Below are 21349 nucleotides of genomic sequence, written 5' to 3'. Positions count from 1 at the left end.
GTAGCGGAGCGTAGGGAAAACTACGTGAGCAACGGACATTTCGGCTGAATTCCATATTCGATGCTGATGATGCCGCGTCAGGCATCCTTCGTAATCAAAAGCAGACTTTTTGAACAACCTCATAAAATAAACAAGCCATAGTAATTGTATTGTACCGTATCCACGAGAGGGAGGAAAGTCCTATGATTAAACAACAACGTGTTATTGATCAGTTCATGGAACTGGTGCAGATTGATAGTGAAACGAAAAACGAACAGAACATCTCGAAAGTGTTAAAAGAACAGTTTGCAGAGCTTGGTCTTCATGTCTATGAGGACGACACCATGGAGCAAACCGGACATGGCGCCGGAAACCTCGTCATTACCTGGGAAGCCGAAGGAACTGAAGGGGTTGCACCGATCTTTTTCACATGTCATATGGACACCGTGACGCCGGGACAGGGAATCAAACCTGAACTGGGTGAAGATGGCTGGATTCGCAGTGATGGAACAACGATCCTGGGAGCAGATGACAAAGCAGGGATTGCGGCATTGTTCGAAGCGATTCGTGTGATCCAGGAAAACAAGATTCCACATGGTAAAATTCAATTAGTCATTACGGTCGGCGAAGAGTCTGGACTGGTGGGTGCACGTGCCATGAATCCAAAGGATATCGATGCCGAGTTCGGTTATGCGCTGGATTCTAATGGAGCTGTAGGCACGATCTGTGTTGCTGCACCAGCGAGAGCTGAAATTCAAATGAGCATCTATGGGAAGTCCGCACATGCGGGTGTGAACCCGGAAGACGGGATCAGCGCCATTCAGGTTGCAGCCAAAGCGATTGCAGCGATGACACTGGGCAGAATTGATGATGAGACGACAGCAAACATCGGTAAATTCCAAGGTGGATCAGCACTCAACGTGGTATGTGACTTTGTACAGCTTGAAGCGGAAGCTCGCAGTATTGTGCAGGAGAAAGTTGAATTGCAAGTTGCACAGATGCGTGACGCTTTGGAAACGACATGTCGTAAATACGGTGCAACAGCTGAATTCAGAAGTGAGATCCTGTATCCCGCATTTGGTTTCCATGATGAACATGAAGTTGTACAGCTTGCGCAGCGTGCCATTCGCGGTCTTGGGCTGGAGACAAGTACGTTTGCTTCCGGTGGCGGTAGTGATGCCAACATCTTTAACGGATTCGACATTCCAACAGTGAATCTGGCGGTAGGATATGAGGATATTCATACAACTAAAGAACGTATTCGTGCCGAAGACATTGTGAAGTTATCCCAGGTAGTCGTAGCTATTATTCAGGAAACGGCAGCTGACAAGAAATAATATAGAGCACATGTTACCTCACATGTTGTTAGACAAAAGTCCGAACCCGGTTAGGGCGTGTCTGAAAACTCTGAAGGAAGCAGATTTTGCCGAATTTTCGTTCCAAGCCAGGAAGTTTTCCGCAGGCGTGCCGGGGCACGTCAAGGGAAAGTGACGCAGCAGGGGGCGAAAAGGCGGTAAAAGATGCACTTCAGCGAGTTTTGAGACACGCCCTAGTATCGGATTCGGACTTTTTGTAAATTCATGTTATATTTCAAGTGAGAAGACTCGTTTATTTAGGATCAAATTGAATCAATGGATGAATGGATCGATGACCCATTCATTTACGTCCAGCGAGCAGATCGATTAACTTGGCATCCGGACCCCACTCGCGCAACCATTGTTTGAGTATGAGCTGTACTTGCCGGGCTTGTCCTACCACGTGTACGGATTGAGGCGTCATATAACTATTCATTGAAAGTCCCCCTGATTCGTTTATATTTGCTGTGAGAATTCTATACGCTCACCATATGCCCAAAATCAGAGATATATACATTAACCGAATATATAATCCTACGATATGGAGTTGAAGAACAAATGAAACCAAACCAATCTGCCCAATCCATCCACGCGGCGCAACCTGCCAATCCAAAACTAGATGAAGTGACCGTATCCACTAAGCCAATCTTCGAGGGCAAAGTGATTTCACTTCAAGTCGATACCGTTAAACTACCGAATGGCCAGACGGCTACACGTGAGATAATCCGGCACCCTGGAGCGGTAGCTGTACTCGCTCTGAATGGGGATCGCATGCTTGTTGTGGATCAGTATCGTCAGGCAATGGGACGCACCGAAGTGGAGATTCCTGCGGGAAAACTGGACCCGGGAGAAGAGCCGGAAGTTGCCGCAGCACGTGAATTGCGAGAAGAGACGGGATATGTAGCCAAGTCGCTGCGTCATTTGCGTTCGTTTTACACGTCACCGGGGTTCGCAGATGAGATCATTCATCTTTACATCGCTGAAGAGTTGGAAGCAGGGGACATGGCGCTGGACGAAGATGAATTCCTTGAAGTTGCCGAATTAACTCTGGAGGAAGCCTATGCACTTATGGACGAGAACCGGATTAGCGATGCCAAAACGATGATGGCCGTGTACGCGTGGGACCTTTACAGAACGACAGGACGGTTCTAGGCATGCAAGACCAACTGAAAACGTCCACGATGTGGGAGCCCTGTTATACAGACCTGCATATCCACATCGGACGAACCTCTCGCGGTGAGGCTGTTAAAATCAGTGGCAGTCGTGATCTGACATTTGAGAATATTGCCCGGGAAGCATCGGGTCGCAAAGGAATTCATTTGCTTGGTGTTATTGATTGTCATTCTCCGGTTGTACAGATGGATATTGAACAATTGCTGGAGAGTGGTACCATGTCCGAGATTGAGGGCGGCGGTATTGCCTACCAGGACACCACCATTCTGTTGGGTACAGAGATTGAGCTGCGCGAGCCTGGAATGCGTGAGTTCCATATGCTGGCGTACTTCCGTGATCTGAAAACGATGAAGTCCTTCACGGACTGGATGAAACGTTATATGAAAAATGTGAACCTCAGTTCTCAGCGTGTCTACGTGCCCGCTCTTGAGATGCAGGCGGAGATTAAGGCCCGTGGTGGACTTATTGTGCCTGCACATGTGTTTACACCGCATAAAGGCATCTATGGCAGTACGGCGCCCCGTATGGGCGATGTACTGGATACCCGTCTTGTGGATGCGGTCGAGCTGGGGTTAAGCTCTGACTCATCCATGGCCAGTTATATTCGGGAATTGGATCATGTTCCGTTCCTGACCAATTCGGATGCCCACTCTCTCGGTAAGATTGGACGAGAGTATAATGAACTGCAAGTGGCTGCACCTTCTTTTGATGAGTTCCGTATGGCACTCCAAGGAGAAGCCGGCAGGAAAATTGCGGCCAATTATGGACTTAATCCAAGGCTGGGCAAATATCATCGTACCTACTGTGCAGCATGTGGCAGCATTATGGATGAGCAAGCGATGTCAGCAGAGCGCTGTCCGCACTGTGGCAGTCTGAAACTGGTTCAGGGAGTGTTGGACCGCATACTGGCAATCTCTGATCGGGAGAGTCCTCATGTTCCTGCAAACAGACCGGCGTATCATTATCAGGTACCACTGGAGTTCATTCCGGGACTTGGAAAAGCCAAACTGCGCCAGCTACTGGACCATTTTGGTACGGAAATGAACGTACTTCATCGCACGCGTGAGGAAGAGCTTGCTGCGGTTGTTGGACCTGTGCTGGCAGGCCTGATTGTGGCTGCACGGAACGGACAACTGGAGTTGTCCTCCGGAGGTGGCGGTACGTACGGAAAGGTTGCTGTTCAGGAAAAAGCTTCGGAGTGACCCGTGTAAATACTCCTAGGTTCAACTGATAAAGCTCCACTTCAACTAGAGGCAATCTGGACAAGAAGTCATACAGGTGCATTCCGGTTCATAAGAATGACTATGAGGATGTAACTGAGAATCCTTGCAGCATGATACCGGAAAGGGGACTCGTACCTGTATGCGCTCTTCCTACTTTACATTTAAAGGTCAGACTTCGTTATATGTATTCGTGGCTGTCTTGTTTCTGGTCGGCGTCATTTTTGGCGCGCTCATGGTGAATGCATTGTCTCTTGAGCAACGTCAGGATCTGGAGGGTTATCTCGGCAATTTCTTCATGACCGTGCAGCACAGTGCACAAGTGACTGAGACCGGGGCATATTGGGACATTGCCATGCTCCATCTGAAATGGGTGGGTCTGATCTTTATTCTGGGTTTATCCGTCGTTGGACTACCCGGTATACTGGTTCTGGATTTTTTGAAAGGTGTGCTCATTGGATTCACAGTGGGGTACCTTGTTGGGCAGTATTCCTGGAAAGGGCTACTGTTTGCACTGGTGTCCGTGGCGCCGCATAATCTATTTGTCATTCCGATCCTTCTGATCTGCAGTGTGGCGGCGATGACGTTCTCGTTATACATCATTCGCAATCGTGTTTTGATGCAGCGAACACCGGGTCGACAAAGGCCTTTTGCTTCATATATAGTGTTAACTTTGGTTATGGCTGCATTGCTGCTCGGCGTGGCGTCTTTTGAAACATGGGTTACACCTGCGATGATGCGCTGGGTCACGCCAATGCTACTACCGGCCTAACGTGCACCGTATAGTGTAAAATGTTGACTTTAATTACGCACTCCCCCTATAATGAAAAGAGTGGGTTAAGTTGCAGTGTGCAGTGATTTCCTAGGGGGAGGGAGAAAATGGAAGCACGGATTGATAAAATTAAGCAGCAACTACAGTCCCAAGGATATAAATTAACGCCCCAGCGGGAAGCCACCTTAAGAGTACTTCTTGAGAATGAAGAAGATCATCTGAGCGCAGAAGATGTATTCATGCTCGTTAAAGAAAAGGCTCCCGAAATCGGTCTGGCAACCGTGTACCGTACCCTCGAACTGCTGAGTGAGCTGCATGTTGTAGAGAAAATCAACTTCGGCGACGGTGTAGCGCGTTATGATCTGCGCGGAGATACATCCAAGCATCACCATCATCACTTAATCTGTGTTCAATGCGGAAGTATGGATGAAATACGTGAAGACTGGCTTGGACCGCTTGAAGAGCGTTTGGAGCGGGAATTCAACTTTTCGGTAGTAGATCACCGACTGGACTTTCATGGAATTTGTTATCGTTGCAAAGCTAAAAATGAACAGAAACCCAAAGATGAAGAATAACATAGCATATCTTCAAGCTCTCACCGGCGGTTTTGACGGGAGAGCTTTTTTGGCACCGGAGTGATCTGGAGTTTACCCGAAATGGCATAAACCTGTGTTTATGGACATACCCTGATTCAAGGACAATACCGGATTCGAATCAGGAGGGGACGCGCCCATGATTATATCAGTGCGGAGAGGGCTCCGTTTTATTCGATTTATTATATTTTTTGCTGCATTAGTTTATCTGTTCTATCATGTTCTGGATCTGTTTAATGGCTGGATCTCACCTGTGGATCAGTATCAGATGCCGACTGGCAATGCAATCAAAGTATTTCAGGAAACGGATTGGCCGGGTAATGGAGAAGGACGTCCTACGATGGCAGAGCGTCTCCGTTTGTTCTATTGGTACGGGGAGTAGCTTCGAACAGCCAGGGATGCAAATACGGGAGCAGTCTGCCAGAGCGGCAGATCTGTCAGTTGAGGAGCGTTGTACATGAAACAGACGATACACGCCTATGCCTTATACTTGGAAGATGATAAAGGGATGTCGAGCAGCACGCTTGAATCGTATCTCCGAGACGTGGACAAGTTCATTGAATTTGCAGATAAGGAATATGGCATACGTGAAGCCGATCAGGTCAGACGCACACATGTCGTCCTGTTTGCAGGTCAGCTCAAACAGGCAGGACGTGCCAATGCAACCATTGCCCGCAGCATCGTATCTCTGCGCTCCTACTTTCATTTTTTGATGCGGCGGGGTGATATTATACAGGACCCTACGTTTGATGTGGAAGCTCCCAAGGCGGACAAGACGCCACCACAGGTGTTAAGTATTCAGGAGATCGAACAACTGCTGACAGCGCCTGATATTCGTTCACCGCAGGGTGTGAGAGATCGAGCGATGCTTGAACTGTTATATGCTACAGGCATTCGGGTCTCGGAACTGATTGCCCTTGACATTCGGGATGTACAGCCAGGCATGCGCTTTATACGATGTGGTGGGGCGGGCAAGGAACGCATCCTTCCCATTGGTGCACCAGCAGCACATTGGGCAAGTGTATATGTGGAGGAGTTTCGCAACAAGTTGCTCAAAACCGATTCGGACGAGCAGGCACTATTCGTGAATGTCTCTGGCAGGCGTTTAACTCGGCAGGGCTTCTGGAAGCTGCTCAAAAAAGCGGCGGTGGATGCGGGAATCTCGGAAGAAATTACGCCGCATACCCTTCGTCATTCGTTTGCAGCACACCTGATTGCCAATGGGGCGGATACACGTGCGGTTCAAGACATGCTGGGTCACGTGGAGCAGCCTGGACAACAATACGGCAATCATGGTCGCAAAACCATGAAAGAAATCTATGAAACCCATCATCCGAGGGCAAGATAGATTTTGACGCATGGCATTCACAAATAAATGCGGAACATTGGGCCGATTTAGGATAAAATAAATTGAATACATCCAAACGCCGTTATACATAAGACGGATCGTTTCAACTCAAGGAGGAACATACATCGCATGACAGCATTAAACCAACAAATGATCTCGGAAGCTGCATCTTATATTCAAAGCAAAAGCTCCATCAAGCCGGAAGTCGGTTTGATTTTGGGTTCGGGTCTTGGCGTACTGGCAGAACTGATTGAAGATGGCGTAAGTATCGCTTATCAGGATATTCCACATTTTCCGGTGTCCACAGTAGAAGGACATGAAGGTGAACTATTGGTCGGAACCATTAAAGGTCGTCCAGTCGTGATGATGAAAGGCCGCTTTCACATGTACGAAGGATATGGTCCGGAATTGACAGCTTTCCCGGTACGGGTTATGAAAGAACTGGGTGTAAGTAGCCTGCTTGTAACCAATGCTGCGGGCGGCGTGAATACGTCGTATGAAGCTGGAGACTTGATGCTGATCTCTGATCACTTGAACCTCACAGGCAAAAATCCACTGATCGGACCAAATGACGCTGCACTGGGCGTGCGTTTCCCTGATCTGTCCGAAGCATATAGCCGCCGTTTGCGTGCGCTGGCGAAGGATACGGCCGCATCACAAGGTTTTAACGTACGTGAAGGGGTATACGCAGGTATGCTCGGTCCGAACTACGAGACACCGGCAGAGATCAGAATGCTGCGTACATTGGGCGCAGACGCAGTGGGCATGTCCACTGTATCTGAAGTGATCGTGGCACGCCACGCAGGCCTGGAAGTACTCGGTATTTCCTGTATCAGCAACATGGCTGCCGGAATTCTGGACCAGCCACTGTCACATGATGAGGTTATGGAGACGACCGAACGTGTGCGTGAGTCGTTCCTGGCGCTGGTAGTGGCGGTTATTCCACAAATGTAAGCAAGATTTGAGTAGATAAGGTTACCTCTTTGGATGAGAAATCATCGGGGGGTAACCTTTTTTTGTTGTGTTGAACGTACGTTTACTCATTCGTTGAGTGCAGTGCGTTATTTTTGCTTTGACCACATTTTCAATAAAAGTTCGGGAAATCATGCTTTACATGGAATAATTTACTGGAAACGGGCCGACAATGATTAGCAGTACATGCATGGAACATGCAGTAAGCAAGTCATTTGAGGAGGTAACCTTGTGAAGAAAAGAATAATGGCATCGTTCATGACCCTTTGTATCCTGCTGTCCCTTTTGGCATCAACGGCATTAGCTGAAGAAACACCGAAGGCAGCGGGAGGAACTGATCTGGCCCCGTCGGCGCGCTCTGCGATCTTAATGGATGCAGATACGGGGACGGTCATTTATGAGAAAAACAGTCATGATCAGCTGCCTCCGGCGAGCATTACAAAGATTATGACCATGCTGCTTACGATCGAAGCGATCGACTCGGGTAAGCTGAAGCTGACCGACAAAGTAAGAACGAGCGAATACGCAGCTTCCATGGGCGGTTCGCAGATCTTCCTGGAGCCTGGGGAAGAAATGACAGTTGATGATATGTTAAAAGGGATCGCGATGGCTTCGGGCAATGATGCCTCGGTGGCTATGGCCGAGAAGATCGCTGGCTCGGAAGAAGCCTTTGTACAGCTGATGAATGAGCGTGCGAAGGAGCTTGGCATGAAGGATACTCATTTTGCCAACTGTAACGGCCTTCCGGTTGATAATCATTATTCGTCAGCCCATGACATTGCCGTCATGAGCCGTGAACTGCTGAAACATTCCGGGATTACGAAGTACACCGGTGCATACCAGGATTACCTTCGCAAAGATTCGGAGAAGCCATTCTGGCTGGTGAACACAAACAAGCTGGTTCGTTTTTATCAAGGGGCAGATGGTTTGAAAACAGGTTACACGTCCGAAGCGAAATTCTGCTTGTCCGCAACAGCGTCCAAGGACGGACTGCGTGTCGTTTCCGTGGTACTTGGTGAACCAAATACCAAAACACGGAACAGCGAAGTGTCTTCGATGTTTGACTATGCGTTTAGTCAATATACGATGAAGGCGCTCTACAAGGCAGGGGATCTGCTGGGTAGTCTGAAGATCGAAAAAGGTGAAGTTGCCGAATTGCCTCTAAATGCCACGCAAAATTATAGTGTACTGATGCGCAAAGGAGCCAAATCCAATGACATCCGGCATGAATTGCTGGTCGCCAAAGAATTGAAAGCTCCGATCAAAGCCGGGCAAAGTATAGGTAAACTGGTGGTTTACCAGGGCAACGACGTCATTAAGGAGTTCGACATTCAGGCTCCGCAGGATGTGAATAAGGCTGGCTGGTGGAAGCTGTTCAAGCGGACAACGTCCAACCTGTTTGACTAAACGGCGATTTCTGCGAGTTGCACGTATCCTTCGAACATATTTTGTAGTTAAATAGGGGTTTTCTTCTAGTTTTGTCGGGGGGCAGGAAAAGCCTTCGGAAACGTAGAAATCCTTGTTCTAAGACAGGGAGGAGAGTGAGCAAACGTGAACTTGCATGTGGAAATGGAACACCATCGCGGGATTCTGATTGTACGATTATCCGGGGAGCTGGATCACCATACAGCTGACATGGTACGGATGCAAATGGATGAAGCCATCCAGCGGAGACAAAGCGAGCATCTCGTACTCAGCCTGAAAGATCTGCAATTTATGGACAGTTCAGGTCTGGGTGTCATTTTGGGAAGATACAAGCTCATTAAGAATAAAGGTGGCAAGATGGTGGTCTGTGACGTCAATTCGCCAGTGTACCGTTTGCTGGAAATGTCGGGTCTGTTCAAGATTATGCCGATATACGAAAATGAGGGAACTGCTCTCTCAGGTCTGGAGGTCGTCTCATGAATGAAGGAACAGGGACAAATTTCATGAATCTGCAATTCGCGGCCAAGTCAGAGAATGAGTCGTTTGCACGGGTAACCGTTGCTGCGTTTATCTCCCAGCTTGATCCAACGATGGACGAGCTCAGTGACCTGAAGACGGTCATTTCGGAAGCCGTGACCAACAGCATCATCCACGGATACAACAACAACTCCGAAGGTGTTGTGTCCATCCAGGCCGAGATTCGGGAAGACATGATTACAATCATTGTGGAAGACCGCGGTGAAGGAATCGAAGATCTTGAACTGGCCAAGCAGCCGCTATATACGTCCAAACCCGAACTTGAGCGGTCGGGCATGGGCTTCACCATTATGGAAAACTTTATGGATGAATTCGAAGTCAGCAGTGAGCCCGGCAGAGGCACCTCCATCAAGATGAAAAAAAGGATTGAATCCAAGAAAGCATTGTATAATTAGGGGTTGGTGTTCTTATGGATGCTGAAGTGAAACCATCTTCACAGACCTATTTGGACGATGCCGAGGTCAAACGGCTGATTGCGCTCAGTCAGTCGGGTGACCATGTCTCACGGGATACGCTGGTGAACTGCAACATCAGACTCGTCTGGTCCGTCGTACAGCGTTTTATGAACAGGGGATATGATCCGGAAGATCTGTTCCAGATTGGTTGTATCGGTCTGCTCAAGTCAGTAGACAAATTTGATCTCAGTTATGACGTGAAGTTCTCAACCTACGCGGTACCGATGATCATCGGAGAAATCCAGCGATTCTTGCGGGATGACGGTACCCTGAAGGTCAGTCGTTCACTGAAAGAGATGGCGAATAAAGTCCGCAAAAAAAGGGACGAACTGTCCAAACATCTGGATCGTTTACCAACGATTAAGGAAGTTGCCGCAGAGCTGGGGGTAACCCCCGAGGAAGTCGTATTTGCCCAGGAAGCGAACAAACCACCGACCTCCATCCATGAGACGGTATTCGAGAATGACGGTGATCCCATTACGTTAATGGATCAGATTGCCGACGAGTCTCAGGAACGTTGGTTTGACAAGCTGGCCCTGAACGAAGCGATCGGTGGTCTCAGTGAGCGGGAGCGGTTAATCGTTTATCTTAGGTATTACCGGGATCAAACCCAGTCCGAGGTTGCCAACAGATTGGGAATATCTCAGGTGCAGGTATCACGTCTGGAGAAAAAAATACTGCAATCCATCCGCGACCAGATCGCGCAGTGATTTCGTGGGTTGCAACAACAATATTGGTGCATATACACCAATATACGACAACTAACAACCTTCTATCGCGCATTATGGCGAGGGAGGTTATTTGTTGTTAATACGGGGAGATCTCGAACGTTTGGACTGCATGACCAGCATCATGCCAAGAATACATGCCATACCAATCCATTGATAAAAGCCAAAAGGTTCATGGAGCCATATGACGGTTGTTCCAACAGCAGCAAGCGGCTCTGCGCTCCCGAGCAGGCTAGTTTCCTTGGGTGTAAGACTTTTGAGACTCGCAATATAAAACCAAAAAGCAATCATGGTTCCAAAAAGGATCGTAAATATCAAATAACCGTAGGTTTCAAGCGTGATGTTAGCAAAATTCATTTTCCAGGGCGGGTGAATAAAACTCATTCCCAAACCACCGATGATCATAGCCCAGCCGACCACAACAAGTGAATCGAACTTTTTAATCAGTTGCACGGCATACAGCGTATAAAATGCAGCTGAAACCCCAGATAACAGCCCCCATATCACTGCAAGCGAGGAGACAGATAACTGGGTAAGTGAGCCATTCGTCAGCAGGAGAAAACACCCACTGAGAGCCAGAATGGCGCATGCAAGGTCATTAAGTGTGAGGACAGACTGCTTACGGAGTGCGATGTAAATCATGATCATAATAGGGGACAGGTACTGCAGGAGTGTAGCCACCGCTGAATTGCCGTGTTTAATGGATGCCATGTACGTATACTGAACGGCAAGCATGCCCACCAATCCAAAAATGATCATCTGTCCAGCCGTTTTTTTATTTCTCCACACATCAAAAATTTGAAATCGTCCATTTGTAAACAATTGAATAACCAGTAATAGTAACCCAGCGATCAACAATCGTACAGTGACATACCAATTGACCTCAATTCCATCCAGTTGAAACAGTTTTTGAGATACCGTACCCCCAATGCCCCAGCAGATGGCTCCCGTCAGAACGAGTATGATGCCTGAAATTTTGGATTTTGCAGAAGTTGTCATTCTTGTTCGCCTCACCTTAAATATAAGAATAGTGTTATATTAAGGAGAAATGCGGTACATTAATATCAATATTACACTTAAAAATATAATTATATTGAGATGAGGGCCATGCAAAAGATCGAATTTATCATTGATCAACATTTGAAAGAAATGACGCAACACCGTACCGATACATTATCCGTAGCCTGTTATGAGACAACCATTGTTCAAAATGTTCACGGTCATATTCCTCTCCACTGGCATGATGAATTGCAGTTTGTTGCTGTTCTTCAGGGTACGGCGTTGTTCCATATCAACGATCAAAAGATGATGTTGTCCAAAGGTGACGGGATTTTTATTAACAGTGGAATAATGCATATGGCCGAAGATCACGGTGTGAGCGAGAACTGCATTTATTTATGTCTGAATTTGTCCCCACATGTTATCATGCCTTCGGATTTGTATATAAAGTACGTACATCCATATGTAACAGCAACTAATTTGCCTTTTCTGTATATCGAAAGAGCTAACGCTTGGGGAGAACAGATCTTGGATGCTATTGCACGGATTAGAAAGGAGCTGGTGCACCAAGTTCCTTTTTACGAAGTGAATATTGCTTCGGCGGTGCTTAATATGTGGAAACTGCTGATTATGAACGGGTATTCTCTTGAACATGATCCATCAGAGATGAGCAGAAACAATCGAATGAAAGAAATGTTGCAATGGATTAATCTCAATTATGCCGATCCAATTAAGCTTGAAGATATTGCAAAGGCCGGACAGTTAAGTCGATCGGAGACGTGCCGTTATTTCAAGCAAATCCTGAAAACCACACCCATGCAATATGTGATCGAGTACCGCATCCAAAGAAGCATTGAACTATTGCAATCCTCCAAGCGTAGCATCACCGAAATTGCCTATGAGGTTGGTTTTAACAGCACGAGTTATTACATTAACCAATTCCGCAAAACAATGAATTCAACCCCTTTACGATTCAGAAGGGAATTGAACAAAAGAGAAAAAGAACATAATTGTTGAGTTCTTGTTCATGATCCGTGAGCCTAGCTACCAATACCGAAGAGTCGCTCATACGGCGACTTTTTTGATATGTAAAATAATGCATCACACTCAGTTGCGCCTCAAATCGGTCACAAGGAGCGAAGCGTGAGGGCTCACCTAAGGATACATAAGTAACGCAGGCGGCAGATGAGATCTGAGGAAGCGAAGCGTTCGCCTTTGTCTCCAAATTTCTACACAGTTGTATTCTAAGACGCATGCAGAAGACAACTCCAACATCATAGAATTTTGAGCAAAATAACCCCAAAAATCTCATCTTTTAATTCCCTTCCTGCCTACTCCCCAGCATATTTATTTCAAACGTTTGGAAACGGGAGGACGATGGGTAGCGGAGGGATGGAATCGGTCAAAAGGAGCGAAGCGTGAGGACTCATCTAAGGATACATAAGCAACGCAGGCGGCAGATTAGACCTGAAGAAGCGAAGCGTTCGCCTTTGTCTCCAAATTTCTAACACTTAGAAATCAATCAAAAGAATTTGGAGACAACAGCGATCAGAAGGTTGGTCTGCCGTCGGAGTGTCTGCGTGTATCCTCCCCCGAGCAACAGCGACCAATGACCGATCCATCCCGCAGCACTAGCACAACCTCCCGATCTTTTTCCAACCCGTTTGTAATAAATTTGCACATTCTTCAAATACTAACCTAAATTACGCAGTAAAGGAGTGCTATGGATGTCCCAGACACCCACTCCAATGGTCTATATTCGTCTGCGCAGCCGTATTCGCATCCAGAGGGGCAGAGCAGTCAAGCTTGGAGATATTGCACATGTACTGACCTCTTCTGAAGACCAGGAGGGCAGGCTACTGGAGCTTGAACTGCTGCGCCCTGGACCGGAGGATGGCAATCTGATCCTCATTGATATATTACAGATTATTCCCCGAATTCGGCACATCTTGCCGGAGGTAAGTGTGGAACTGATGGGATCAGGTCATACGTTGGTTGAAGTCATCGCGGGAAATGGTCAACCTTCCAAGTCCCTGTTCATTCTGGTTTGGCTGCTGCTGTTTTTTGGATCAGCCTTAACCATTATGAATTTTCATGCCGATGTGAACATGCAGGAAGTACAGATTCGTATTGTGGAGATGCTCACTGGGCATCGGGACGAACATCCCTATTTGTTCCAAGTGGCGTATTCCATTGGCATTGGATTCGGAATGGCAGTATTTTTTAATCATTTGTTCAAGAAAAAATGGAATGAGGAACCTACCCCACTAGAAGTGGAGATGTTCCTATACCAGCAAAATGTAGATAAATATGTAGTGATTGAAGAAAGCGAACGGATGCACGAGCAGGAACGCAGGGAGATGAATGCGGATGAGCGTTCTTAATGGAGCAATCAGCATTGTATTGGGTATTGCAGGGGGAATTGCCGTAGGGAGCGGCGTAATTGCGCTCATTCTGGTGCTCGATATGATTCCCAGGTTGGCTCAACTTACGCAATCGTATGACAAGACTCACTGGTACGAAGGGGCGCTAATTGGTGGTTCACTGCTCGGGACGGTGGCGGATTTCTGGCACTGGAAAATGCATGGGGTGCTGCTGCTCAGCCCGATCGTTGGTTTGTTCTGTGGCGTGTTCATCGGTCTGCTGGCTGCGGCGCTCACCGAGGTGCTTAATGTACTGCCCGTGCTAGCCAAACGTTTGGGCATGAAACCTTATTTGTTTGGATTACTGCTCGCCATGATTTTGGGCAAAATGACAGGTTCCCTGTTTGATTTTTTCATATATCAGCGGTAACTCGTGGCCATAGGAGGATGGAAGATGGATGAACGAACGGAGCACACAGGCCAGGAAAATAGTGAAGGTATAACGGAAGAGATGTTACACAAGTCTGCTTATGAGATTCAGAAGGAAGAAGAGGAGAAAGCGTACAACAAGAAAAAACAAAATGAGATGTCCGACAGCGTTGAGGAATCCGTACAATATTGGCAGGAAAACGATGACATCTCCCCTCGGATGAGTGAAAATAGATATACATTACAACAGGTACTGGGGCTCGGAGAATCGTTCGACGTAAATATGAGGGAAATGGTCCTGGGTGGCAAGCACGTTGGATTGCTGATGATCACTGGCTTCGCCAAGGATGAGATTTTGCTTGAAGTGTTGAAAAGACTGACCTATCTCACGCCGGATGACGTGTCGGGACATGCTCTCAAATCCTATTTCGAATGTTACATTCCTCATATTCAGGTGGAGAAAGTCGAGAAGATGAGTGCGGTCATCAACAAGGTTCTTACCGGTATGAGTGCAATGTTCGTTGAAGGAGACCGATCGGTCTTAATTATGGATACCCGGAGTTATCCGGTACGTTCACCTGAAGAACCTTCATTGGAAAGGGTAGTCCGGGGCTCGAGAGACGGTTTTACCGAAACACTCCTGACCAACGTAACATTAGTGCGTCGCAGAATACGCGACCCTGGACTGAAATTTGAGATTATGCAGGTGGGGCGGAGAACACAAACCGATGTCTGCGTGGTGTACATTGACGATATTGTGGATAAAGTGCAGGTGGATTCGGTCCGTGAAAAAATTCAGCGGGTGGATATTGATGGTATTCCATCCGCTGATAAACAGTTGGAGGAAGCGATTATCAACAAGGGTTGGAATCCGTTTCCACTCGTTCGTTACTCGGAACGACCGGATGTTACAGCTTCCCATTTGCTGGAAGGACGAGTTGTTATTTTCGTGGACACTTCCCCGAGTGTGATGATTCTGCCTACGACCTTCTTTGACCTGTGTGAGCATGCGGAAGAGAACAGACAGACGGCCTTGATGGGAACGTATTTACGATGGGTGCGTTTTGCAGGGATTCTCATATCGTTGTTTTTGTTACCACTATGGCTTCTGATGGTTATTGACCCTTCGATTAAACCGATGGGACTCGACTTCATTGGTCCGCAGGAAAATGTAAAGCTACCGCTGATTCTACAGTTTCTACTGATCGAACTGGGCGTCGATTTATTACGGATGGCAGCGGTTCATACGCCTACACCTCTGGCATCGGCTATGGGCTTAATCGCGGCCATTCTAGTTGGGGACATCGCCGTAAAAACAGGATATTTTGTCAATGAGGTTGTACTCTATATGGCGATCGCAGCCATCGGCATGTTTGCCACGCCAAGTTACGAGCTGGGTCTCGCCAACAGGTTGGTCAGGTTAGTTCTGTTAATCGCTGTTGCGATATTCAAGGTTCCGGGATTGGTAGTAGGTTGTACATTGCTCATATTAGCACTCACCGTTCACCGGTCGTACAATTCTTCGTATCTCTGGCCTTTTATACCGTTTAATGCAAAGGCCTTGGGCAACTTTTTATTCCGGCTTCCGCTGCTGGAAAATAAAAAACGTCCATCATTTAACAAGACCCGTGACAACACCAAAATGTCCGATGATCCGGACGGAGAACTGCGAAAAAGTAAAAAACACAAATGATCTTCCGAAAAATCCATTCATCTCGCTGCCTAATTTGATATACTGGTGTAAAATCATTGGAATAGCAACTGTTCCAGTATACAAAAAAGTGAGGAATGCAGATTATGTATTTACATGGTACAAGTAAAATAAATGCGCAAGGGCATCTGGAGATTGGCGGAGTTGATGCAACAGATCTGAAAGAACAATTTGGAACTCCCCTGTACGTTGTGGACGAGCAATTGGTTCGCGAGCGTTGCAGAGAGTACATGGAAGCATTCCGTGCTTCCGGACTGGGCTTCCAGGTTGCTTACGCAAGTAAAGCATTCTGTGTAATGGCGATGTGTGCCCTTGCAGCAGAAGAAGGACTTTCCCTGGATGTCGTATCTGATGGTGAACTGTTTACTGCACTGCAAGCAGGCTTCCCGGCTGAGCGCATTCACTTCCACGGTAACAACAAAACGCTGGAAGAGATCGAAATGGCTCTTGATGCGGAAATTGGATGCTTTGTTGTTGATAACTTCAGTGAATTGCATCTGTTGCAGGCTGTAGCAGCGGACAAAAATCGTAAAGTAAACATTTTGCTTCGTGTGACGCCTGGTGTTGAGGCACATACGCATGAATATATTTCCACTGGTCAAACGGATTCCAAATTTGGATTCGATATCGGTAATGGTACAGCATTTGAAGCGATTGACTTGGCTTCCAAGCAGTCTAACCTGGTATTGCTCGGTGTGCATTCCCACATCGGTTCCCAGATCTTCGAAGTTGAAGGCTTCCAGATGGCTGTTCAACGTGTTGCTGAATTTGCAGCAAGTGTATATGAGCGTCTTAATGTTGCTTTCAAAGTGGTTAACCTTGGTGGTGGATTCGGAATCCGTTATATCGATGGAGATACGCCGCTTGAAGTTGCACAATACGTGAAGGCTATTACAGACGCCGTTAAAAATCATTTTGCCCAAATCGGCTATGCCGTACCTGAGATCTGGGTTGAACCAGGCCGCAGCATCGTGGGTGAAGCGGGAACAACGCTGTATACTGTTGGAACAAGCAAAGACATTCCAGGCGTGCGTAAATACGTTGCCGTTGATGGTGGTATGACCGATAACCCACGTCCTGCTTTGTATGAATCCAAGTACGAAGCTGTGCTTGCCAACCGTGCAAATGAGGCTGCTCAGGAAACAGTATCCGTTGCGGGTAAATGCTGCGAGAGTGGAGATATGTTGATCTGGGATCTTGACTTGCCAAAAGTGGAAAGTGGCGATCTGCTCGCTGTAGCTTGTACAGGTGCATATAACTATTCCATGGCGAGCAACTACAACCGTATTCGTCGTCCGGCTGTTGTGTTTGTCAAAGACGGTCAGGGAGATGTCGTGGTACGCCGTGAGACGTATCAAGATATCATCCAGAATGACCTAGTACCAGCGCGCATTGGCAAACAGCCAGTAACTCGCTAATTCGTTTACAGTTGAAGCAGATGAAAAGGGAACTTCCTTTTTCGTCTGCTTTTTGCGTATTTGAGCTAAATCATGAAAAAAGTTGCCGTTTTTTTTGCGATCCAGACATTTTCGGTGTACACTAAGAAAAGTGCTGTAATGCTTGGCCCAGGGTCATGCGGCGTTCTGGCACCATTAACGATGGTCAATACGAAAGGAGTCATTTACATATGGCGAAACAAGCGAAAATTAAATTGGCAAACGGCGGAGAAGTTCTGATCGATCTGTTCGATCAAGAAGCTCCAAACACAGTAGCAAACTTTGAGAAACTGGCTAACTCCGGTTTCTACAATGGTCTTACATTCCACCGCGTTATCCCGGGCTTTGTAGCTCAAGGCGGATGCCCTAACGGTTCCGGTGCAGGTGGCCCAGGTTACACAATCAACTGTGAAATTAACCCGAACAAACATGAGCGCGGAACACTTGCTATGGCACATGCTGGCCGTAACACAGGTGGAAGCCAGTTCTACATCTGCTACCAACCGCAACCACATTTGGATGGACAACATACTGTATTTGGTAAAGTAACTAAAGGTATGGAGTTCGTGGACGCTTTAGAAGGTAAAGACAAAATGGAAACTGTTGAAGTTGTAGAAGCTTAATACCTTCACCTTAACTGGATCCAAACATGAAGTGCTTCTTTTATAGAAGCACTTTTTTTATTTTTACATACTTGAAATCGATAATTAGAAAGGATGAATAAAACCTTGGATATGGTTACTCAGCTAAGCTTGTTGAAACAAATTTATAGTGAGCGCACGTTGTGGGATGAAGAATTGCAGGCATCGCGCCATGTTGTTCCGGATAGTCTATCGGTAAAGGATCGAGAAGCGCTTGAGGCAGCCGGGCATGAACCGAATCGATTTGTACGTCCGCAACATGATGAAACGATTACTGAGCTGAAAAAAGTTACGAATCAATGGACGATCAATGATGCAGCGCAGGCCTTTGTATCCTCTTTGTGGTCAGCACCCATGATCTGGCGCTCGTTGCTTACGGGCAAGCTTATTGCGAGCAGTATGCCAAGTCATGAACATACACCATATCCATCTTCGAACACTTGTAAGATCTGCGGATTAAGTGTAGATCAAGCAACCGACACAACGCTGCAATGGTATTGGCGGATGACCAATGGAACCCCGTTGGACGGAGATCCTTTTGGATATGTGTTGGCACTTCGAGAGCTGGCTGCCGCGCAGGAGCTTCCAATACCCAATGAGTACGACCGCTGGACATTCCGTGCGGTGTTAACAGTGCTGCGCGAATTACCTCTCAATACACGTTACAGCAAGGCAGCAGTAGCGCTCAAGAAGGAACGTCTTTTGCCTACACAGAAGGAATATGCCTACCGTGATTTGCTTGAGACGTTAGCTCTGATTGGCATATTGGATACGCCGGAACATCCTGGAATGATCACGGAATTCACCTCTTACATGCAGCGTGACGCACGCCCCAATGTGCGGGTTGAAGTGCAGGCCCCTCTGGCGTGGTGGGACTCATCTGTCGGAATTAATGAGAACAACCTGAACAAGATATTTCATGATTTTGATCTGAATAATATATCACTTGCGGATAAGCCTGATGAGAGTCCAGCTTTAAAGGACACGATCTTAGGGGCATTGGAGAAGAAGAGAAGTGTTCGCGGAAAAGTACCAAAGGCATCTCCTGATGCAGGTACCGGGGAGGTACAGTCTAGAGATGTGTATGCTGTTCGGGTCCGGGAAGGTGTATGGGTGACGGTATACTGTCATGAAGTCAGAGACAAGCGTGTCATCGTCGAATATCTGGATGGTGTCTTTCCAGAGATGCCCGGAAAAGCAGAATTGCATGGGACGTTTCGACCGAGAGCGAATGGACGCTGGAAATGCTCGGCTATTGCGATCGACTCCACAAGTTGGGTCAGAAGGGTGGCAAGAGAGTTCCCGCTTCCGACTTCGCCCCTGCAAGAACCTGATCGCACTCCATTCCATAATGCCAAAGAATTAAAGCATATGGCGAGCTGGTGTTTTCCTGATATGTAGAATGTTGTGATGGATGTGAAATGTGCCTCCAAGCAAAAACCGTGCCTCCTTGAGAGGAAGCGGTTTTTTGTTGTTTCTTAGCTTATTAAAAGTTAGTATGTGACAAAAAGGAACAAAAAACAATTGATTTTTTGGCGTTAAAGTGCTAACATCCAAGTAATAACGAAAGCAATCCTTCAGGGCAGGGTGCAATTCCCTACCGGCGGTGATGCAGGAAGTGTAAGGACCTATATGTCCAGCACTTGATGCAAAGTCCGTGACCTGTCTGCCATTGGCAGATGGCTGATCTGGTGTAATTCCAGAACCGACAGTATAGTCTGGATGGGAGAAGGAGAGGTGCAGACCTAACAGGTTTGCATTCAGCAGGAGTATTGCTGCACAGTCACAATTGGTAATGTCTTGCACTGTGCAGGGAAGATCCGGTTACGCCGGACAGTTCCATACATATGCCGCACTATAAAAGCTCTTTACCTTTAATTGATGTTCATTAAGGTATGTGTCTATTTTCACTTGCCCGAAATGAAGTTTTGGGCAAAGTGTTGGCGTGCTGTATCCATTTCACTCCTGCTGGTGACATTTGTCTCTCATCATCCCCATCGAACTGATTGTTCGACGGGGATTTTTTAATAAACAAGACTTTAAACCGCGGGGTGAACGGATTTGGAAATGATCAATGATGAATTTTATATGGCACTGGCATTGGATATGGCGGAACGAGCACAGGGACAGACGGGGATTAATCCGGTCGTTGGATGTGTAGTTGTGAAAGAGGGTCGTATTGTAGGCCTGGGAAGCCATCTGAAACGTGGAACCGGTCATGCAGAGGTGCATGCACTTAACATGGCAGGCAGTGATGCAGAAGGAAGTACGGTATACGTTACACTTGAGCCTTGTAGTCATTATGGCAAGACGCCACCTTGTAGTGAACGCCTGATTCATGAAAAGGTGAAACGTGTTGTGGTATGTTGTGAAGATCCAAATCCGCAAGTATCCGGCAGGGGCATCAGCATGCTTCGTCAACAAGGCATTGAAGTTGAAGTTGGCGTACTGCGTGAGCGTGGAAGACGCATGAATGAAAAATTCATTAAGTTTATTACAACGGGTCTACCTTTTGTGACACTGAAAACGGCTACTACTTTGGATGGCAAAATTGCTACTCGCAGCGGAGACAGCAAGTGGATCTCTAACGAGCCCGCTCGTGAGATTGTGCATGCCCTTCGTCATCGTCACCAGGGAATTATGGTTGGGGTCGACACAGTGATTGCCGATAATCCGGAACTTACAACCCGTTTGCAAGTCGAAGGCATTAGTCCAGTGCGCATTGTAGTGGATTCCAAGTTACGTCTTCCCGTAGGTGCCAAAATGGTTAAGGATGGTCTTGCTCCAACATGGGTGCTGACAACAGACGAAGCCAGTCCTGAAGCTGCTGAACGTTTGGAAGCCTACGGCGTCGAAATTATACGCTGTGGTCCTGGACCACGTGTGGATCTGTTAAACGGACTTAGCAAGTTGGGTGAGCGTGAGATTGGTTCAATTTTGCTTGAAGGTGGAGGCACCTTGAATGGAGCCATGCTGGAGGCACGGTTGGTTGATCGACTGCTCATGTTTATCGCACCGAAGATTGTAGGCGGTTATGATACACCTGGAAGCTTCCGCTTCGAAGGTGTGGAACGTATGAATCAGGCGATTCAATTGAATCAGTTGGAGATCGAAAAAGTTGGAGATAATATCAGCATTGGCGGTATTCCGGTGTGGCCTGAATAAATAAATGAATTTTAAAGAAACAAGTTAGACTCTTTATAAATTAAAGAA

Annotated in this window: 22 protein-coding genes and 1 riboswitch; of the genes, 20 read left to right on the top strand and 2 right to left on the bottom strand. The window is 47.1% G+C overall.

The window, feature by feature from the left end:
- Positions 1–182 precede the first annotated feature (182 nt).
- On the top strand, positions 183–1316 hold the full coding sequence (locus MHI12_RS19450) for a M20/M25/M40 family metallo-hydrolase (protein ID WP_405170078.1): 1134 nt from the start codon (positions 183–185) through the stop codon (positions 1314–1316).
- Positions 1317–1635: 319 nt separating this feature from the next.
- Here MHI12_RS19450 and MHI12_RS19445 read toward each other — a convergent pair whose 3' ends face one another.
- Entirely contained in the window at positions 1636–1770 is a 135-nt protein-coding gene (locus tag MHI12_RS19445) for a Z-ring formation inhibitor MciZ (RefSeq protein WP_017687626.1), read from the bottom strand.
- Between the two features lie 122 nt (positions 1771–1892).
- Here MHI12_RS19445 and MHI12_RS19440 point away from each other — a divergent pair, with 122 nt between their 5' ends.
- The 11 genes from MHI12_RS19440 to sigF all read left to right on the top strand — a co-directional run bounded on the left by MHI12_RS19440 (position 1893) and on the right by sigF (position 10539).
- On the top strand, positions 1893–2486 hold the full coding sequence (locus tag MHI12_RS19440) for an NUDIX domain-containing protein (RefSeq protein ID WP_405170077.1): 594 nt from the start codon (positions 1893–1895) through the stop codon (positions 2484–2486).
- 2 nt (positions 2487–2488) lie between these two features.
- Complete coding sequence (locus tag MHI12_RS19435; protein ID WP_405170076.1) at positions 2489–3709, top strand: endonuclease Q family protein; 1221 nt, start codon at positions 2489–2491, stop codon at positions 3707–3709.
- 160 nt (positions 3710–3869) lie between these two features.
- Positions 3870–4499: a stage II sporulation protein M gene (gene spoIIM / locus MHI12_RS19430; RefSeq protein ID WP_017687629.1), complete on the top strand. Its 630-nt coding sequence runs from the start codon at positions 3870–3872 to the stop codon at positions 4497–4499.
- A 107-nt stretch (positions 4500–4606) separates the two neighbouring features.
- A complete protein-coding gene (locus MHI12_RS19425; RefSeq protein ID WP_036607866.1) occupies positions 4607–5074 on the top strand; it encodes a Fur family transcriptional regulator in 468 nt (155 codons plus the stop codon).
- 157 nt (positions 5075–5231) lie between these two features.
- A complete protein-coding gene (locus tag MHI12_RS19420; protein WP_017687632.1) occupies positions 5232–5474 on the top strand; it encodes a DUF4227 family protein in 243 nt (80 codons plus the stop codon).
- A gap of 75 nt (positions 5475–5549) precedes the next feature.
- Entirely contained in the window at positions 5550–6440 is an 891-nt protein-coding gene (locus tag MHI12_RS19415; RefSeq protein WP_105599514.1) for a tyrosine recombinase, read from the top strand.
- Positions 6441–6569: 129 nt separating this feature from the next.
- A complete protein-coding gene (locus MHI12_RS19410) occupies positions 6570–7394 on the top strand; it encodes a purine-nucleoside phosphorylase (protein ID WP_036607861.1) in 825 nt (274 codons plus the stop codon).
- Positions 7395–7643: 249 nt separating this feature from the next.
- Positions 7644–8819, top strand: coding sequence for a D-alanyl-D-alanine carboxypeptidase family protein (locus MHI12_RS19405; protein ID WP_405170075.1), 1176 nt, complete (start codon positions 7644–7646; stop codon positions 8817–8819).
- A 144-nt stretch (positions 8820–8963) separates the two neighbouring features.
- Complete coding sequence (gene spoIIAA, locus MHI12_RS19400) at positions 8964–9317, top strand: anti-sigma F factor antagonist (protein ID WP_017687636.1); 354 nt, start codon at positions 8964–8966, stop codon at positions 9315–9317.
- Positions 9314–9769, top strand: coding sequence for an anti-sigma F factor (gene spoIIAB, locus MHI12_RS19395; protein ID WP_036672324.1), 456 nt, complete (start codon positions 9314–9316; stop codon positions 9767–9769). The genes spoIIAA and spoIIAB overlap by 4 nt, the downstream gene beginning before the upstream one ends.
- A gap of 14 nt (positions 9770–9783) precedes the next feature.
- The gene (sigF, locus tag MHI12_RS19390; RefSeq protein ID WP_405170074.1) at positions 9784–10539 is read left to right on the top strand and encodes an RNA polymerase sporulation sigma factor SigF; all 756 of its coding nucleotides are present in this window, start codon (positions 9784–9786) and stop codon (positions 10537–10539) included.
- 87 nt (positions 10540–10626) lie between these two features.
- Here sigF and MHI12_RS19385 read toward each other — a convergent pair whose 3' ends face one another.
- Positions 10627–11556 (bottom strand): DMT family transporter, encoded by a 930-nt coding sequence (locus tag MHI12_RS19385; RefSeq protein ID WP_405170073.1) that lies wholly within the window; start codon positions 11554–11556, stop codon positions 10627–10629.
- Positions 11557–11664: 108 nt separating this feature from the next.
- Here MHI12_RS19385 and MHI12_RS19380 point away from each other — a divergent pair, with 108 nt between their 5' ends.
- From MHI12_RS19380 to ribD, 8 genes are all read left to right on the top strand, one after another.
- Entirely contained in the window at positions 11665–12573 is a 909-nt protein-coding gene (locus MHI12_RS19380; protein ID WP_405170072.1) for a helix-turn-helix domain-containing protein, read from the top strand.
- A 710-nt stretch (positions 12574–13283) separates the two neighbouring features.
- Positions 13284–13940: a stage V sporulation protein AA gene (locus MHI12_RS19375; RefSeq protein WP_339297325.1), complete on the top strand. Its 657-nt coding sequence runs from the start codon at positions 13284–13286 to the stop codon at positions 13938–13940.
- Complete coding sequence (locus tag MHI12_RS19370; RefSeq protein WP_026080996.1) at positions 13921–14349, top strand: stage V sporulation protein AB; 429 nt, start codon at positions 13921–13923, stop codon at positions 14347–14349. The genes MHI12_RS19375 and MHI12_RS19370 overlap by 20 nt, the downstream gene beginning before the upstream one ends.
- Positions 14350–14373: 24 nt before the next feature.
- The gene (locus MHI12_RS19365; protein ID WP_405170071.1) at positions 14374–16041 is read left to right on the top strand and encodes a spore germination protein; all 1668 of its coding nucleotides are present in this window, start codon (positions 14374–14376) and stop codon (positions 16039–16041) included.
- Between the two features lie 104 nt (positions 16042–16145).
- Positions 16146–17477 (top strand): diaminopimelate decarboxylase, encoded by a 1332-nt coding sequence (lysA, locus tag MHI12_RS19360; protein ID WP_405170070.1) that lies wholly within the window; start codon positions 16146–16148, stop codon positions 17475–17477.
- A gap of 209 nt (positions 17478–17686) precedes the next feature.
- The gene (locus MHI12_RS19355; RefSeq protein WP_017687646.1) at positions 17687–18118 is read left to right on the top strand and encodes a peptidylprolyl isomerase; all 432 of its coding nucleotides are present in this window, start codon (positions 17687–17689) and stop codon (positions 18116–18118) included.
- A 111-nt stretch (positions 18119–18229) separates the two neighbouring features.
- Positions 18230–19537 (top strand): hypothetical protein, encoded by a 1308-nt coding sequence (locus MHI12_RS19350; protein ID WP_405173025.1) that lies wholly within the window; start codon positions 18230–18232, stop codon positions 19535–19537.
- A 168-nt stretch (positions 19538–19705) separates the two neighbouring features.
- Positions 19706–19874, top strand: a riboswitch (FMN riboswitch).
- Between the two features lie 323 nt (positions 19875–20197).
- Positions 20198–21301 (top strand): bifunctional diaminohydroxyphosphoribosylaminopyrimidine deaminase/5-amino-6-(5-phosphoribosylamino)uracil reductase RibD, encoded by a 1104-nt coding sequence (ribD, locus tag MHI12_RS19345; RefSeq protein WP_405170069.1) that lies wholly within the window; start codon positions 20198–20200, stop codon positions 21299–21301.
- The last annotated feature ends 48 nt before the right edge of the window (positions 21302–21349 follow it).

It is taken from the genome of Paenibacillus sp. FSL H8-0280 (assembly GCF_045040665.1).
Classification (GTDB): domain Bacteria; phylum Bacillota; class Bacilli; order Paenibacillales; family Paenibacillaceae; genus Paenibacillus; species Paenibacillus xylanexedens_A.
The sequence above is the reverse complement of the archived record's forward strand: the minus strand, read 5'-3'. Positions and strand labels throughout refer to the sequence as shown.